At 69.1% G+C, this 15,475-nt stretch carries 12 protein-coding genes; 6 read left to right on the forward strand and 6 right to left on the reverse strand.

The annotated features are described in order from the left end of the window. A complete protein-coding gene (locus SL003B_RS00860) occupies window positions 1–1,641 on the reverse strand; it encodes an AMP-binding protein (protein WP_013650932.1) in 1,641 nt (546 codons plus the stop codon). Between the two features lie 216 nt (window positions 1,642–1,857). Here SL003B_RS00860 and SL003B_RS00865 point away from each other — a divergent pair, with 216 nt between their 5' ends. Beyond that, on the forward strand, window positions 1,858–3,177 hold the full coding sequence (locus tag SL003B_RS00865) for a serine hydroxymethyltransferase (protein WP_013650933.1): 1,320 nt from the start codon (window positions 1,858–1,860) through the stop codon (window positions 3,175–3,177). 116 nt (window positions 3,178–3,293) lie between these two features. On the opposite strand, the gene SL003B_RS00870 is transcribed toward SL003B_RS00865, so the two are convergent. Then, window positions 3,294–4,022: a glycoside hydrolase family 25 protein gene (locus SL003B_RS00870; protein ID WP_013650934.1), complete on the reverse strand. Its 729-nt coding sequence runs from the start codon at window positions 4,020–4,022 to the stop codon at window positions 3,294–3,296. Window positions 4,023–4,186: 164 nt separating this feature from the next. Here SL003B_RS00870 and SL003B_RS00875 point away from each other — a divergent pair, with 164 nt between their 5' ends. Continuing rightward, window positions 4,187–5,392, forward strand: coding sequence for a cation:proton antiporter (locus tag SL003B_RS00875; RefSeq protein WP_013650935.1), 1,206 nt, complete (start codon window positions 4,187–4,189; stop codon window positions 5,390–5,392). Between the two features lie 79 nt (window positions 5,393–5,471). Continuing rightward, window positions 5,472–6,281 (forward strand): exodeoxyribonuclease III, encoded by an 810-nt coding sequence (gene xth / locus SL003B_RS00880; protein ID WP_013650936.1) that lies wholly within the window; start codon window positions 5,472–5,474, stop codon window positions 6,279–6,281. 3 nt (window positions 6,282–6,284) lie between these two features. Here the strand turns inward: xth and SL003B_RS00885 are convergent, their stop codons facing one another. Next, window positions 6,285–7,217 (reverse strand): NADPH:quinone oxidoreductase family protein, encoded by a 933-nt coding sequence (locus SL003B_RS00885; RefSeq protein ID WP_013650937.1) that lies wholly within the window; start codon window positions 7,215–7,217, stop codon window positions 6,285–6,287. Between the two features lie 210 nt (window positions 7,218–7,427). Here SL003B_RS00885 and SL003B_RS00890 point away from each other — a divergent pair, with 210 nt between their 5' ends. After that, window positions 7,428–7,973, forward strand: a complete 546-nt coding sequence (locus tag SL003B_RS00890) for an RNA methyltransferase (protein WP_013650938.1) — start codon at window positions 7,428–7,430, stop codon at window positions 7,971–7,973. A 4-nt stretch (window positions 7,974–7,977) separates the two neighbouring features. Here the strand turns inward: SL003B_RS00890 and SL003B_RS00895 are convergent, their stop codons facing one another. Then, a complete protein-coding gene (locus SL003B_RS00895; protein WP_013650939.1) occupies window positions 7,978–8,544 on the reverse strand; it encodes a sigma-70 family RNA polymerase sigma factor in 567 nt (188 codons plus the stop codon). Window positions 8,545–8,809: 265 nt separating this feature from the next. On the opposite strand from SL003B_RS00895, the gene SL003B_RS00900 reads away from it, so the two are divergent. Further along, window positions 8,810–9,319, forward strand: coding sequence for an invasion associated locus B family protein (locus SL003B_RS00900; RefSeq protein ID WP_242390306.1), 510 nt, complete (start codon window positions 8,810–8,812; stop codon window positions 9,317–9,319). A gap of 245 nt (window positions 9,320–9,564) precedes the next feature. Continuing rightward, window positions 9,565–10,809 carry a dual-specificity RNA methyltransferase RlmN gene (gene rlmN, locus SL003B_RS00905; protein ID WP_013650941.1) on the forward strand — a complete coding sequence of 415 codons (1,245 nt, stop codon included), beginning with the start codon at window positions 9,565–9,567 and terminating at the stop codon, window positions 10,807–10,809. 106 nt (window positions 10,810–10,915) lie between these two features. Here the strand turns inward: rlmN and SL003B_RS00910 are convergent, their stop codons facing one another. Both SL003B_RS00910 and SL003B_RS00915 read right to left on the reverse strand, forming a co-directional pair. Beyond that, the gene (locus SL003B_RS00910; protein WP_013650942.1) at window positions 10,916–12,967 is read right to left on the reverse strand and encodes a methyl-accepting chemotaxis protein; all 2,052 of its coding nucleotides are present in this window, start codon (window positions 12,965–12,967) and stop codon (window positions 10,916–10,918) included. Between the two features lie 318 nt (window positions 12,968–13,285). After that, window positions 13,286–15,475 carry a xanthine dehydrogenase family protein molybdopterin-binding subunit gene (locus SL003B_RS00915; protein ID WP_013650944.1) on the reverse strand — a complete coding sequence of 730 codons (2,190 nt, stop codon included), beginning with the start codon at window positions 15,473–15,475 and terminating at the stop codon, window positions 13,286–13,288.

Consider the following 15,475-nt stretch of genomic DNA (forward strand, 5'->3'; position numbering starts at 1 on the left):
TCAGCCGCCGCGATCGGTCTCGTCGCGCGCCCGCTCGCGCAGCTCCCGGCGGACGACCTTGCCCGTGGTGGTCATCGGCAGGTCGTCGATGAAGGCGATCTCGCGGGGGTATTCGTGCGCCGACAGGCGCGTGCGCACGTAGTCGCGGATCTCTTCCTCCAGCGCCGGCCCGGGGGTATAGCCCTTGTTGAGCACGATATAGGCCTTGACGATCTCGGTCCTGAGCGGGTCGGGCTTGCCGACGGCGGCCGACAGCGCGACGGCGGGATGGGTCAGCAGGCAGTCCTCAATCTCGCCCGGGCCGATACGATAGCTCGCCGAGGTGATGACGTCGTCGTCGCGGCCGACGAAGCGCACGTAGCCGTCGGCGTCGGTCATGCCCTGGTCACCGGTGGTCATCCAGTCGCCGACGAATTTCTCTGCCGTCGCCTCCGGCCTGTTCCAGTATTCCAGGAACATCACCGGGTCGGGCCGGCGCACCGCGATCTGGCCGAGTGTTTCCGGCGGCAGCACGGCGCCGGCTTCGTCGATCACTGCGACCTCGTGGCCGGGGATCGGCTTGCCGATCGCGCCGGCGCGCGAGACGCCGAGGGCCGCGCACGAGCCGAGCACTGCGTTGCATTCCGTCTGGCCGTAGAACTCGTTGACGACAAGGCCCAATTCCGACCGCACCCAGTCATAGGCCTCGCGCCCCAGCGCCTCGCCGGCCGAGCCGATGCTGCGCAGCTTGAGGTCGAAACGCGCCGCGGGACGGTCGACCTGGCGCAGCATCTTTAGTGCCGTCGGCGGGATGAAGGCGTTGCGCACGCCCTGGCGCGCGATCAGGCGGAAGGCGTGCTCCGGATCGAACTTGTGCACCGCGTGGGCGATCACCGGCACGCCGAGGAGGAGGGCGGGAAACAGCGCGTTGAGCAGGCCCCCCGCCCAGGCCCAGTCCGCCGGCGTCCACAGGATATCCCCAGCCTGTCCCAGGAAGTCCTGCGACATCTCGATGCCCGGCATGTGGCCCAGGAGCACCCGATGGCCGTGCAGGACGCCCTTCGGCTGGCCGGTGGTGCCCGAGGTGTAGATCATCAGGGCCGGATCGTCCGGCGTCGTCGCGACTGTCTCGAACCTGTCCGACGCCCGTCCCAAGAGTGTCTCGAATCCCTCCGCTCCCGCCCCAGCGCCGTCGATCGACACGACCAGCCGCAGATCCGGCAGACGGCCGCGCAGGCCGGCGAGCTTTTCCAGCCCGGCGGCGTTGGTGACGATCGCCCGCGCGCCGGAATCGGTCAGCCGGTAGGTCAGCGCCTCGACGCCGAACAGGGCGGCGAGCGGTACGGCGATGGCGCCGAGCCTGTAGATCGCCAGATGCGCGATCGCCGTCTCCGGCGCCTGCGGCAGGAGCAGGGCGACGCGGTCGCCGCGGCCGATGCCGCGTGCGGCCAGCGCATTGGCGAAGCGGCTGGAGGCGCGCGCAAGCTCAAGGTAGCTCCAGGTGCGCACCGAGTCGTCGGTCTGGACGTGGACGATCGCCGCCCGCTCGGGCGCGCGCGCCGCCCAATCGTCGCACACGGCGGCGGCGATGTTGTAGCGCTCGGGGATCGCCCAGCGGAAGCCGGCGCGCAGGGTCTCGTAATCCGCAGCCTGCTCGAGCATGTGCGGTCTGTCCTTGTCGATCGAAATCGCGCGAGCCTAGTCGGCGTCGTGCTGCGGCGCAATAGACGGCAATGACCGTGTCGCTTTTTGCCAAGCTTGCGTCGCCGCTCTCCTTGCGGAACCTTTGCCGTCAGGCGCGCGCACGGGCAAATTTCATTGCGACACCTGCCGATCACTGGTCTTCTGGTCGCGACACGCCTGCCGGAGACCGCTTGCATGCCCACCCTTGCCGTCCGCCCCTGGGTTCCTGCCGCCTGCGAGGCGCGCGTCCAGACGCTCGCCGCCACCGCGTCCGCGCCGTCGGATGCCGTCGCCGCCCGGATCGGGCAGCTGATCGAGGAAAACCGGCGCATCCACGAGCGGACCTGCTTCAACCTCAACCCGGCCTCCAACGTCATGAACCCGAAGGCGGAGGCGGCCCTTGCCGCCGGCCTGTCGTCGCGCGCCTCGCTCGGCTATCCGGGCGACAAGTACGAGACCGGGCTGGAGGCGATCGAGGAAATCGAGGTGCTGGCGGCGGAACTCGGCGCCGAGATCTTCGGCGCCCGCCACGCCGAGATCCGCGTCCCGTCGGGCGCGCTCGCCAACCTCTACGCCTTCATGGCCACCTGCTCGCCGGGCGACACGATCATCGCGCCGCCGGCGGCCGTCGGCGGCCACGTCACTCATCATGCCGCCGGCTGCGCCGGGCTCTACGGGCTGAAGACGGTCGAGGCGCCGGTCGACGCCGACGGCTACACCGTCGATCTCGACGGCCTGCGCACGCTGGCGCGGCAGGTGCGGCCGCGGCTGATCACCATCGGCGGCAGCCTGAACCTGTTCGAGCATCCGGTGCGCGAGATCCGCGCCATCGCCGACGAGGTCGGCGCCAGGCTGCTGTTCGATGCCGCGCACCAGTGCGGCCTGATCGCCGGCGGTGTGTGGGCCAACCCGCTGCGGGCCGGCGCGGACCTGATGACCATGAGCACCTACAAGAGCCTCGGCGGGCCGGCGGGGGGGCTGATCGTCACCGACGACGCGACGCTGGCGGAGCGGCTCGACGCCATTGCCTATCCCGGCATGACGGCCAATTTCGACGCCGGCAAGACGGCAGCCCTGGCCCTGACCCTGCTCGACTGGCGCGACCACGGCGCCGCCTATGCGAGGGCCATGCAGGCAACCGCCAGGGCCTTCGCGCAGACGCTCGATGCCGTCGGCGTGCCGGTATTCGCGAAGGCGCGCGGCTTCACCGCCTCGCACCAGTTCGCGATCGAGGCGGCGCGCTACGGCGGCGGCCAGACGGCGGCGCGGGCGATCGCCAGGGCCGGCTTCCTCGCCTGCGGCATCGGCCTGCCGATCGCGCCGGTCAAGGGCGACCTCAACGGCCTGCGGATCGGCACGCCGGAACTGGTGCGCTGGGGTGTGGGCGAACGGGAGGTGCCGGAGATCGCCGTCCTGGTCGCCGAGGCGCTGGCCAGCGGCACGCCGGAACGGCTGGCGCCGACGGTCGCGGCGCTCAGGGCGCGGTACGACCGGGTGCACTTTGTCAACGGCTGATGCCGGAGTGCGGTGAAACCGGCTCATTGCACTCCGGTCAAGCCCGTACGGCGCTTGAGCGAACACATCCCGGATCGGTCACGATCTTCGGGATTTGGCATGAGGCGCAGCGGCGGCTATCTCTTGCGCAGATCGCCCTTCAGCCACTTGCGCCACTGCGACTTGCTGCCGAAGAACACGTTGCGGTCGACCGGGCCCTTGATGCCGGCCACGGTGCCTTCGGCGGTGTATTGCCAGAAGGTCCAGTCGTCGCGCTTCTCGTACTTGTGGCGCGGATGGCTGGCGACCGAACGGATCCAGAAATCGTGCGCGGTAAAGGCGCCGACCAGGATGTCGCGATGGAAATCGACCGTGGTGTAGATCACCGCCCGCTTGCCGTAGTGCTTCTCGATCGCGTTGAGGAAATAGGTCATGTCGGCGATGATCTTGCCGGCCGGCGGTTGTAGCCGGCAGGTCTTGGAATGGCCGTTCCATTCCATGTCCAGCACCGGCGGCAGGGCATGCGGATCGACCGGTACGTTCTCGATGAACCAGGCGACCTGTTCCTCGACCGGACGGCAGAAATAGTAGAAGTGATAGGCGCCGCGCGGCACGCCGGCAGCCCGGGCGGCGTGCCAGTTGTGCAGGAACTTCGGGTCGACGTAGTCGCCGCCCTCGGTCGCCTTGATCCATGCGAAGGCGGTGCCGTCGCGCCGCGCCGCGTGCCAGTCGATGTCGCCCTGGTAGCGCGAGACGTCGATGCCGTGGATGGCGAAGTCTTCCGGAGTCGGGTCCGGGATGTCGTAGGCCGCGCAGGCGACGACGACGAGCGGGATCAGGACGGCGAGCAGGCGCTTCAGCAACACGGTCAAAACGGCACCAATGGTTAACGCAGGACGAACACCAGCGCTAAAACTGCCGCAAATATCCTAACGGAGGGTGGATAAATGATGGCGGGAATGGGGCATTTGTCCAGCCATCCTTGCGCTGGCGCAATCCGCCGCCCATCGGGGCATGCTAGACCATCGCCATGGACGCTGCCCTGATTCTGATGGCGCTCGGCGTGCTGTTGCTCGCCGGCATGGCCGCCGACGAGATCGGCCACCGCACCCGCCTGCCGCGGGTGACCCTGCTGATCCTGTGCGGCGTGGCTGCCGGTCCGTCGGGTGTCGACCTCCTGCCGGATGCCTTTCACCGCATTTACGATCTCCTGTCGGTCGTGGCCCTGAGCATGGTCGCCTTCCTGCTCGGCGGCAAGCTGTCGACGATCTCGCTGCACAACAGCGGTCGCACCATCCTGATCGTGTCGCTGGTCGCCGTCGGGGCGACGGGTGTCTTCGTCGCCGCAGGCCTGTGGCTCGTCGGCGTGCCGCTTTCACTGGCAATCGTGCTCGGCGCCCTGGCAACCGCGACCGACCCGGCCGCGACCCAGGACGTTGTCCGCCAGACCGGCGCCCGGGGGCCGTTCACAGGAATCTTGCTCGGCATCGTCGCTCTCGACGATGCCTGGGGCCTGATCGCCTTCGCCCTGTTCCTGATCGGCGCACAAGTCGCGGTCGGCGCCGACACCAACGGCGTCGTCGGCCAGGCGCTGTGGGAGATCGCAGGCGCCGTCGCGCTCGGCATCGCGATCGGCGTGCCGGCGGCCTATCTGACCGGGCGGCTCAGGCCCGGCGATCCGACCCAGTCCGAAGCCCTCGGCGTGGTTTTTCTGACCGCCGGGCTGGCGCTGTGGCTGGAGGTGTCGTTCCTGCTCGCCGGCATCGTGACCGGTGCTGTGGTCGTCAATTTCGCCCGCCACCATGCGCGGCCGTTCCACGAGGTGGAGCACATCGAGTGGCCGTTCATGATCCTGTTCTTCGTTCTCGCCGGCGCCAAGCTGCAGTTCGACAGCCTCGTTGCGCTCGGCATCGCCGGCGCCGCCTTCGTCGCCCTGCGCCTGGTCGCGCGCATTGCCAGCGGCTGGCTTGGCGGCCGGCTGGCCGGCATGCCGGCGGCGCAGCGACGCTGGATCGGCTTCGCGCTGGTGCCGCAGGCCGGCGTCGCTCTTGGCATGGCCCTGATCGCCGGCGAGGCCTTGCCGGCGCTGCGCGACACGATTCTGACCATCGCCATCGGCTCGACCGTGGTGTTCGAGCTCGCCGGCCCGCTGCTGACCCAGCTCGCCCTGACGCGGGTCGGTGAAATCCGCATCGACAAGGTGCCGGCGGACCGGAGCAACCCGGAGGCGGACTGAACAGCGTGCTACCCTTTCGCGGCGCGAGCGACTATGAAGGGGCGATCCGTCCATCGACCGCCCCGAACCAAGGCTCCGGATGACCGACCGCCTGACCATCGCGACCTGGAACATCAACTCCGTCCGCCTGCGCCTGCCCATCGTCGAGAAGTTCATCCTCGAACAGGCTCCCGACGTGCTGTGCCTGCAGGAGACCAAGTGCCCGGACGCCAACTTTCCGGAAGCCGCCTTCCGCAAGCTCGGTTACCCGCATATCGCGATCAACGGCCAGAAGGGCTACCATGGGGTCGCGACGATCTCGCGCCGGCCGCTGGCCAATATCGAGAAGCGCGGCTTCTGCGACAAGGGCGACGCCCGCCACATCGCCGTCGACGTCGCCTTTTCCGACAGCCCGCTACGCGTGCATAATTTCTATGTTCCCGCCGGCGGCGACGAGCCGGACGCCGCGATCAACCCCAAGTTCGGCCACAAGCTGGATTTCATGGCCGAGATGAAGGCCTGGCTGAACGGCGCGGAGACCGAGCGACCGGCAGTGCTGGTCGGCGATCTCAACGTCGCGCCCTACGAGCACGACGTGTGGTCGCACAAGGCGCTGCTGAAGATCGTCAGCCACACGCCGGTGGAGACCGAGCTGCTGGAGGCAATCCGTAGCCACGGCGGCTGGATCGACGCCATGCGCCGCTTCGTGCCGATGGAGGAGAAGCTCTACACCTGGTGGAGCTACCGAGCCAGGGACTGGGCCGCGGCCGACAAGGGTCGCCGCCTCGACCATGTCTGGGTGTCGCCGCCGTTGGCCGACCGGCTGAAGGCGATGCGCGTGCTGCGCGCGGCGCGCGGCTGGGACAAGCCCTCCGACCACGCGCCGGTGATCGCCGTGTTCGAGGAATGACCCTCAGGGCGTGACGATGACCTTGCCGCGTACGCTGCGGCCGGCGATCTCGGCGAGCGCCTCGGCGGTCTGATCGAGCGGATAGACCGCGTGGATATGCGGGTTGAGCCGGCCCTGGCGCACCCAGTCGAGGATCTGCGCCATGTTGGCCCAGTGGCCTTCCGGATCGCGCACGATCGATTCGCCCCAGAACACGCCGCGGATGTCGCAGCCCTTGAGCAGGACGAGGTTGAGCGGGATCTTCGGGATCGTGCCCGAGGCGAAGCCGACGACCAGGAAGCGGCCCTGCCAGGCGGTCGCGCGCAGCGCCTGTTCGGCGAGCTCGCCGCCGACCGGATCGTAGACGACGTCGACACCCTCGCCGCCGGTCAGCGCCTTCAGTCGGTCCTTGAGGCTCTCGCTGTCGTAGTTGATCGTATGCGCCGCGCCGAGGCTGCGCGCGAAGGCGAGCTTGTCGTCGGAGGAGGCGCAGGCGATCACCTCGGCGCCCATCAGCACGCCGATCTCGACCGCCGCCTGGCCGACTCCGCCGGCGGCGCCGAGCACGGCGACCCGCTCGCCCGGCTTCAGTCCGGCCCGGTCGCGGAAGGCGTGCAGCGTCGTGCCGTAGGTGACCGACAAGCCGGCTGCGGCCTCGAAGGAGATGCCGTCGGGCAGGGCGACCAGATCGTCCTCCACGGCCACCACCAGGTCGCGCGCCGCGCCGTAGCGCACGTAGCCGATGACCGCGTCGCCGGGCGCGAAGCGTTCGACCCCGTCGCCAACCGCCTCGACCACGCCGGAGAACTCCGCGCTCGGCGAGAACGGCATCTCGGGCCGGAGCTGGTACTTGCCCTCGATGATCAACGTGTCGAAGAAGTTGAGCGCGAAGGCCCTGACCCGCACCAGCACCTCGCCCGGCCCGCAGACCGGGTCCGGAAGGGTCTCGACGGTCAATGCGGACGGCGGTCCGTAGGACCGACAAAGGACAGCTTTCACGAAGACCCCCTGAATTCCCCGAATTCTTCAGATGTTGCCTAGCACGCGTCCCGAGACCGGAAAAGGTTCCGCACCGTCTATTTTCACAATGACGCTACCGGAGCTTGAGGACTGCGGCCTGAGGCAGCTATGAGGAGGCAAATCCAGCCGAAACGGAGAGGATTGATCATGCGCGGATACTTCGCGGTCGGGGCCGAAGGCCTGTCCAAGCGGATGAACCTCGGCAACCTCATGCGCTCCGCGCATGCCTTCGGCGCCAGCTTCTTCTTCACCGTCGATGCCGCGCAGAGCCTGCGCAAGGCGCCGCCCTCCGACACCTCGAAGAGCCCGGAGCACCTGCCGCTGTTTTCCTGGGACAGCGTGGAGACCATGGACCTGCCGCACGGCTGCCAGCTGGTCGGCGTCGAACTGACCGAGGACGCCGTCGACCTGCCGAGCTTCATGCATCCGCTGCGCGCGGCCTATGTACTGGGTCCCGAGCGCGGCTCTCTGTCGCCGGCCATGCTGGCGCGCTGCGACCACGTGGTGAAGATCCCGACGAGGTTCTGCATCAACGTGGCGACCGCCGGCGCGATCGTGCTCTACGACCGCCACCGCGCGCTGGGGCGCTACGCGGAGCGCCCGCTGACCGCCGGCGGACCGAAGGCCGAGCGGCCGCCCCATACCCACGGCGGGCCGATCTTCCGCTCCGGCCGCAGGCCGCCGGGAGCATGACGGATCAGTCGATGTCGACGGCGGCGTCGGCTTCCAGGAGTTCGCGCAGGCGGGCGAAGGCGAGGCGGATGCGCGACTTGACGGTGCCGAGCGGCAGGCCGGTCGCCTCGGCGATCTCGCTGTGCGACAGGCCGAGGAAGAAGGCCTGACGGACCACCTCGCGCTGGGTGTCGGGCAGTTGCTGCAACGCGAGGCGTACCCGCTCCTCGCGCAGGCCCGCGTCGAGCGTGGTGTCGACATCCTCGGGCGCGGAGGGTTGCAGCGCCGGTTCTTCGGGGTCGAGCTCGGCGGTCCGCTGGCGGCGCAGGAGGTCGATGCGGCGGTTGCGGGCGATGCGAAACAGCCAGGTGCTGGCGGAGGACTTGGCGGAATCGAACAGCTCCGCCTTGCGCCACAAGATCACCATGGCGTCCTGCGCGACCTCCTCGGCCGTGGCGGCGTCGGCGCCCTGCTGCATCAGGTAGCCCTTGATGCGTGGCGCGAAGTGATCGAACAGCTCCGCGAAGGCCTCCCGGTCACGGCTTGCGGCCACCTTCTCGATCAGGGCTGAATAATAGTGCGCCTCGGCCACCGCAGAACTCGCTTCCCGCCACCCGGTCGTAACCGGCCCAATGCCACTTCGGTCGGGACCGTCGTCACACTCTCGCCCGATTTATCGAGCCAGCGTCCCATGATTGGAGCCGATAATACCGACAACGACGCAGAGCGCCATCCGGCAGATCGGGTTTCAACCCTTTCGTAACCCGCTTTAATGTAGCATTAAGGCCGGGTTCATATGTCGGACGGCAATTGAGTAAAACCTGAAGCGTTTGACGCGCAAGCGAAGCGGTGTGGAGATGATGCAAGCACGTACGCTGGTGACCGCCGGTCTGGTCCTGGTTCTGTCCGGAATGACGGCCGCGGCACAGACCCCGACGCTGCTCAAGCAGCACAACGACTGGGCCGCCTACTCCCATGCGAGCGGCGGCGGCAAGGTCTGCTTCGCGCTGACCAAGCCGACGCAGATGCTGCCGGGCGACCGCAACCATGGCGAGGTCTTCTTCTTCGTCTCGACCCGGCCGGGCGAGGGCGTGTCGAACGAGCCGAGCCTGCAGGTCGGCTATCCGCTCAAGGAGGGCTCCAACGTCAGCGTCGACATCGACGGCAGGGCCTTCTCGATGTTCACCAAGAACGACGGTGCCTGGGTCGAGAACGCCGCCACCGAGCAGCAGCTGGTCGCCGCCATGAAGGCAGGCCGACAGATGACGGTGAAGGGCGAATCGAGCCGAGGCACCGGCACCACCTATACCTTCTCGCTGTCGGGCGTGACCGCGGCGATTGACACCGCCAGCCAGGCCTGTCGCTGATCCAAGCCGCGGTCCCGGAACCCTTGTACCTGCCGGTCGGGGCCGTTTGCCGTTCCGCCGGGCGTCCCGCGCCCGGCCGGCCGGCGGGCGCAACAGTTGATTTTTTCCGCGGTTTGTGGTTTTGACGACGCTCTGAAACGCGGCCCGATCGGACGGCCGCGACCGCCGGCGGTGTTGGCCGGCGCTTTCGATCGGCGACGACGGGCTGCGGCCGTTAGGTCGCGGATCCCGACGCGGACCAGGACATGGCAGTTACGCTCGACATCGCGCGGGGCAATGCGAACGCGCAGACGGTTTCCGGCATCCCGGTAACGGCGCCCGCTCCAGCACCGGCTTCGGCCGCGGACGACAGGCCGACGCTGATCGGTCTGACGCGCGACGAGCTGGCCGACGCCATGGGCGAGATCGGCGTGCCGGAGAAGCAGCGCCGCATGCGCGCTGCCCAGCTGTGGCACTGGCTCTATGTGCGCGGCGTCTCCGACTTCGCGCTGATGACCAACATCGCCAAGGATCTGCGGCAGCAACTCGATGCCCGTTTCACCATCGCCCGGCCGGAGATCGTCTCCGAGCAGATCTCGGTCGACGGCACGCGCAAGTGGCTGTTCCGTTTTCCGCCGCGCGGCGCCGGACGGCCGGTCGAGATCGAGACCGTCTACATTCCCGAGGAAGGCCGCGGCACGCTGTGCGTCTCCTCTCAGGTCGGCTGCACGCTGACCTGCACCTTCTGCCACACCGGCACGCAGAAGCTGGTGCGCAACCTGACCGCCGAGGAGATCCTGTCGCAGATCCTGATGGCGCGCGACCGGCTCGGCGACTTCCCCGACGCGGCCACGCCGCAGGGCGCCGTCGTGCCGAGCGAGGGGCGCCTCGTCTCCAACATCGTCATGATGGGCATGGGCGAGCCGCTGTACAACTTCGAGAACGTGAAGAAGGCGCTGCTGATCGCCTCAGACGGCGACGGCCTGTCGTTGTCCAAGCGCCGCATCACCCTGTCGACCTCAGGCGTGGTGCCGGAGATCGCGCGCGCCGGCGCGGAGATCGGCTGCATGCTGGCGATCTCGCTGCATGCGGTCAACGACGACTTGCGCGACGTGCTGGTGCCGATCAACAGGAAGTGGCGGATCAGGGATCTGCTCGACGCCTGCCGGGCCTATCCGGGCCTGTCCAACGCCAAGCGCATCACCTTCGAATACGTGATGCTGAAGGGCGTCAACGACAGCGATGCCGACGCGCGCGAGCTGGTGCGGCTCCTGAAGGGGATTCCGGCCAAGATCAACCTGATCCCGTTCAATCCCTGGCCGGGCTCGGACTACGAGTGCTCCGACTGGGAGCGCATCGAGCAGTTTGCCGACATCGTCAACCGCGCCGGCTACGCCTCGCCGATCCGCACGCCGCGCGGCCGCGACATCTTCGCCGCCTGCGGGCAGCTCAAGTCGGCGTCCGAGCGGATGCGCAAGAAGGACCGCGAGGCGGTCGCCGCCGGCGCCTGAACGCAAGGTCCGGTCGGGGGAGTTGCTGGGCCGGTGGAGTTGCGGGGAAGGGGAAAGGGCCTATCGGCCCTTTCCGTTCACGGCATGCCTCGCACCCGTCGCCGAGTCAGGCAGCGGCGACGTCGGCGAGGAAGCGGTCGACGGCCGTGCCGAGCTCCTCGGTGCGGCGGGCGACGTCGGTCGAGGCGCGTTCGACCTGGCCGGCCGACTCGGTCGTCTCCGACACCGCGCCGCGCACCCCGCCGACATGGCTTGCCACCGCCTGCGTGCCGGTGGCCGCCTCGGTGACGTTGCGCGAGATCTCGCCGGTCGCCGAGCCCTGTTCCTCGACTGCCGCGGCGATGGCGGCGGTGAAGCCGTTGACGTCCTCCATGGTGCGGGCGATGCCCTGGATGGCGCCGACCGTGTCGCCGGTCGCCGCCTGGATTGCGGCGATCTGGGCGGCGATCTCGTCGGTCGCCCGCGCCGTCTGGTTGGCCAGCGACTTGACCTCGGCCGCGACGACGGCGAAACCCTTGCCGTGCTCGCCGGCCCGCGCCGCCTCGATGGTGGCGTTGAGCGCCAGCAGGTTGGTCTGCTCGGCGATGTCGGAGATCAGGTTGACCACCTCGCCGATCTTGTTGGCGGCGGCGGAAAGGCTGGCGACCTTGTCATTGGTCGCCCGGGCGTCCTCGGTGGCGCGCGAGACGACCGTGGTGGTCTCCTCGACGCGCCGTCCGATCTCGCCGATCGAAGCGGTCAGTTCCTCCGCCGCGCTGGCGACCGTCTGCACGTTGGTCGAGGCCTCCTCGGCGGCGGCCGCCGCGCCGTCGGCCCGGGTCGAGGTCTGGGCGGCGATCGCCGTCAGCGCTCCTGCAGTCGCGCGCATCTGTTCCATGTTGGCGCCGACCGCGCCGAGCAGTTCCTGCGCCCGGCTGCGGAAACCGGCGATGAGCTCGTCGACGTGCTTCTGACGCGCCGCCCGGGCGGCCTGCTCGCGATCCTGTTCGGCCTCCAGCCGCAGCCGCTCGATGGCGTTGTCGCGGAACACGGCGACCGCGCGCACCATCTCGCCGATCTCGCTGCGCCCGTCCGCGCCGGCGAGGTCGACGTCGGTGCGCCCGGCAGCGAGGTCGCGCATGGTCGCTGTGATGGCGCCCACCGGCCCGGTGATCGAGCGCACGATCAGCATCGAGAGGATGCCGACGAGGGCCAGCACCGCCAGCGCCACGCCGAGCGCGACATAGAATCCGGTGTCGGCGGCATCGGCGATCGACGCGGCGAGTTCGGTCAGGTCGGCCGCGACCCTGTCTTCCACCGCCTTGAGGGCGTCGATCCGCTCGCTGGAGCGGGCGAACCAGTCGGCGCCGGTGATGGCAGCCAGCGACCCGCCCGCGATGCCGGCGTCGGCGAGCGCACGCGCCGCGACCACCTGGCGCGCCGCCGCGCCGTCGAGGGCCCGCTCCAGCAGCGGCCTTTCGGCCTCCAGGGCGTAGCGGTCGAACAGGGTGAAATACACGTCCTGCATCGCGCCGAGGCGGACGAAGCGCTGATAGGTTTCGGGCGTGAAGGCGCCGGCGGCGAAGCCCGCCGCACCGGTCGCCCGCTCCAGCCCGGCCCGCTCCTTGCCCTGCAGCAGGGCCGAATAGGCGACGATCTGGCGGACGATGCGACCGTCGTCGGCCATGCCGTTCATCGATTCGATCATCGCCAGCATCTCGGCGATCAGGCCGCTGTAGAACTCGGCCATGCCGGTCGCGTCGAGGCGCAGCGTGTCGATCTTCGCGCGGACGTCGTCCAGCTGAACGAGCCTGTCGCGCACCGCGGCGGCGTGCCGGCCGAAGGCGCCGCCGATCGCGTCGATCTCAGCGCGCGCGCGATAGTGCTCGCGCGCGCCGTCGGTCAGCCGGCGCTGCTCGGCCAGCATCGCGGCGAAGCGGTCGCCGCCGTTCGAGCCGAGGAAGCCGGCCGAGGCGCCGCGCTCCCTCTGCAATTCGTGCACGAGCCCGCTGATCGCGGGCGCCGCCGAGGAGATTCCCGCGACGTGCCGGGCAGCGGTGGCGATGACGTAGCGGTCGACCAGGGCGACGCCGGCGAAATAGGTCAGCGCCAGCATTGGCAGGATGCCGATCGCGACGATGCGTGTTCTGATCTTCAGACTGGAGACAAAGGTTCTCATGGCGGTTCCCCCGGACATGGCCGATTCGTTCGGTCTGTCACGTCAGGGTTCTGTAAAAATGCCTAATAATTAGTATCAATGTTTAATTGTTAGGCAGAAGAGATCTTGTGCAGGAATAATTATATTTTACATGTATTATTATATCTAAAATAGATAATTGCCGGAAGCCAACGGTTACTGAAGGAATTGTTGCCGACGGCAGAAAGGCCATCCGTTTGATGCCGCTGCGGCAGAATGCGGTTGGCTTTTCGGCCGCAGCGGCGGTCGAGGCCGCCCCGAAGGGCAGCCTCGCCGGTGTGCGGCCTGTCGGGATGCGCTTCAGGCCAGGCCGTGCTTCGACAGCGGCAGGACCGTGACCCATTCGCCGGTCGCCGCCGCGATGGCGTTGGCGACGGCCGGACCGATCGGCGGCGTGCCGGGCTCGCCGATGCCGGTCGGCGCCATGGCCGAGGGCACGACATGCACCTCGATCCTGGGCATGTCGGTCAGCCGCAGCGGCAGGTAGGTGTCGAAATTCGCCTGGTCGACGATGCCGTCGGTCAGGGTGATCTCGTTCCTGAGCACCGCGCCGAGGCCGTAGCCGATGGCGCCCTCGACCTGGGCGGCGATGACGTCCGGATTGACCGGCAGGCCGCAGTCGACGGCGACGACGACCTTCTCCACCTTCACCGTGCCGTCGGCGCGCAGCGAGATCTCGGCGACTTCCGCCACGCAGGAGTTGAACGAGGTGTGCACGGCGATGCCGCGATGGCGCCCCTCCGGCACCGGCGTGCCCCAGCCGGCCTTGTCGGCGGCGAGCCTGAGCACGGCGAGTTTGCGCGGATCGTCCTTCAGCAGCTTCTCGCGGAAGGCGACCGGATCCTCGCCGGTCTCGCGCGCGAGGCGGTCGATCATGGTCTCCATCACGTAGGCGGTATGGGTGTGGCCGACCGAGCGCCACCACAGCACCGGCACCGCCGTCCTGGCGTTGTGAACCTCCACCTTCATCGCCGGCAGGGCATAGGTCGTGCCGTGCACGCCCTCGACGGTCGTGTCGTCGATGCCGTTCTTGACCACGAAGCTCTCGAACGGCGTGCCGATCATGATCGACTTGGCGGCGACGCGGTGGTGCCAGCCGAGGATCCGGCCTTCCGCGTCCAGGCCGACGCGCACCTTGTGGGCGACCATGGGCCGGTAGTAGCCGCCGCGGATGTCGTCCTCGCGGGTCCACACCACCTTGATCGGCTGCGGCGCATGGCCGGCGTCGTGGCGGGCCCGCGCGATCTGCGCGGCCTCGGCGAAATAGTGGCTGTCGGGCTGGGCGCGCCGGCCGAACGAGCCGCCGGCCCAGGTGGTGTCGATCGCCACCTTGTCGGGGGTCAGGCCGAGCACGGCGGCGGCGACCGTCTGATCGATGCCCTGGAACTGCGACCCTGTGTGGAACCGCGCCGTCTCGCCGTCGAAGAGGACGGTGATGTCCAGCGGTTCCATCGGCGCGTGGGCGAGGAAGGGGAAGCTGTAGTCGACCTCGACCACCTTCGCTGCTGCGGCGATTGCCGCCTCCGCGTCGCCCTCGTCCGCGGCGACCAGGCCGGGCTGGGCCGTCAGGTCTGAAAGTTCCGCCAGCATGGCGTCGCTGGAGCGCGTTTCGGCCGCGCTGTCGTCCCAGGTCACCTCGAGGAGGTCGCGCGCCCTGATTGCCGGCCAGGTCGAGGTGGCGAGTACCGCGACGCCACTCGGCAGCGCGACGACGTCGACGACGCCGGCGACAGCGCGCGTTGCCGTGTCGTCGACCCGCGCCACGGTGGCGCCGAAGCGCGGCGGGCGCGCCAGCACCGCGACCAGCATGCCGTCGGCCTGATGGTCGATGCCGAAGGCGCCGGGCGCGCCGACCGTCTTCATCCGCGTGTCGAGGCGCGGGAAGCGCTTGCCGATATAGACCCACTGCTCGGGTGTCTTCAGCATCGGCTCGGCCGGCACATCCTCCTGCGCGGCCGCCCCGGCGAGGTCGCCGAAGGTCGCCGAGCGGCCCGAGCCATACGACACGACGCCGCCGGAGACCGCGATCTCGTCAGCGGGAACGCCCCACTGGCGGGCGGCGGCGGCAACCAGCATGGCGCGTGCGGCCGCGCCGGCGGCGCGGTACTGCAGGAACGAGTTGGCGATGGCGGTCGAACCGCCGGTGCCCTGCACGCCGAAGAACAGGTTCTTGTAGAGTTCACCGTCGGCCGGCGCGAAGGCGACGGTGACCTGCTCCCAGGCGGCGTCGAGTTCGTCGGCGACCAGGGTGGCAAGGCCGGTGGCCACGCCCTGGCCCTTGTCGAGATGCTTGGACAGCACCACCACCGTGCCGTCGGTGCGGATGTGGACGAAGGGCTGGGCGAAGGTGCCCTCGGCCGCCCGGGCGGGCGCCGCGCCGGGCAGCCGCAGGGCGAGCAGCAGGCCGCCGGCAGCTCCGGCGGAGAGCTTCAGGAAGGTGCGCCGGCTCGGCGCGACGGCCGCGAGCGGCCGGTCGAGAAGATGCAGCAT

Source organism: Polymorphum gilvum SL003B-26A1 (genome assembly GCF_000192745.1).
GTDB lineage: Bacteria > Pseudomonadota > Alphaproteobacteria > Rhizobiales > Stappiaceae > Polymorphum > Polymorphum gilvum.

Bases quoted from the DNA above. Each gene is read 5' to 3' on its own strand.
- SL003B_RS00910 (WP_013650942.1), bottom strand. From the start codon at position 12,967: ATGAGAACCTTTGTCTCCAGTCTGAAGATCAGAACACGCATCGTCGCG.
- SL003B_RS00915 (WP_013650944.1), bottom strand. From the start codon at position 15,475: ATGCTGCATCTTCTCGACCGGCCGCTCGCGGCCGTCGCGCCGAGCCGG.
- SL003B_RS00875 (WP_013650935.1), top strand. From the start codon at position 4,187: ATGGACGCTGCCCTGATTCTGATGGCGCTCGGCGTGCTGTTGCTCGCC.
- rlmN (WP_013650941.1), top strand. From the start codon at position 9,565: ATGGCAGTTACGCTCGACATCGCGCGGGGCAATGCGAACGCGCAGACG.
- SL003B_RS00865 (WP_013650933.1), top strand. From the start codon at position 1,858: ATGCCCACCCTTGCCGTCCGCCCCTGGGTTCCTGCCGCCTGCGAGGCG.
- SL003B_RS00860 (WP_013650932.1), bottom strand. From the start codon at position 1,641: ATGCTCGAGCAGGCTGCGGATTACGAGACCCTGCGCGCCGGCTTCCGC.
- SL003B_RS00890 (WP_013650938.1), top strand. From the start codon at position 7,428: ATGCGCGGATACTTCGCGGTCGGGGCCGAAGGCCTGTCCAAGCGGATG.
- xth (WP_013650936.1), top strand. From the start codon at position 5,472: ATGACCGACCGCCTGACCATCGCGACCTGGAACATCAACTCCGTCCGC.
- SL003B_RS00900 (WP_242390306.1), top strand. From the start codon at position 8,810: ATGATGCAAGCACGTACGCTGGTGACCGCCGGTCTGGTCCTGGTTCTG.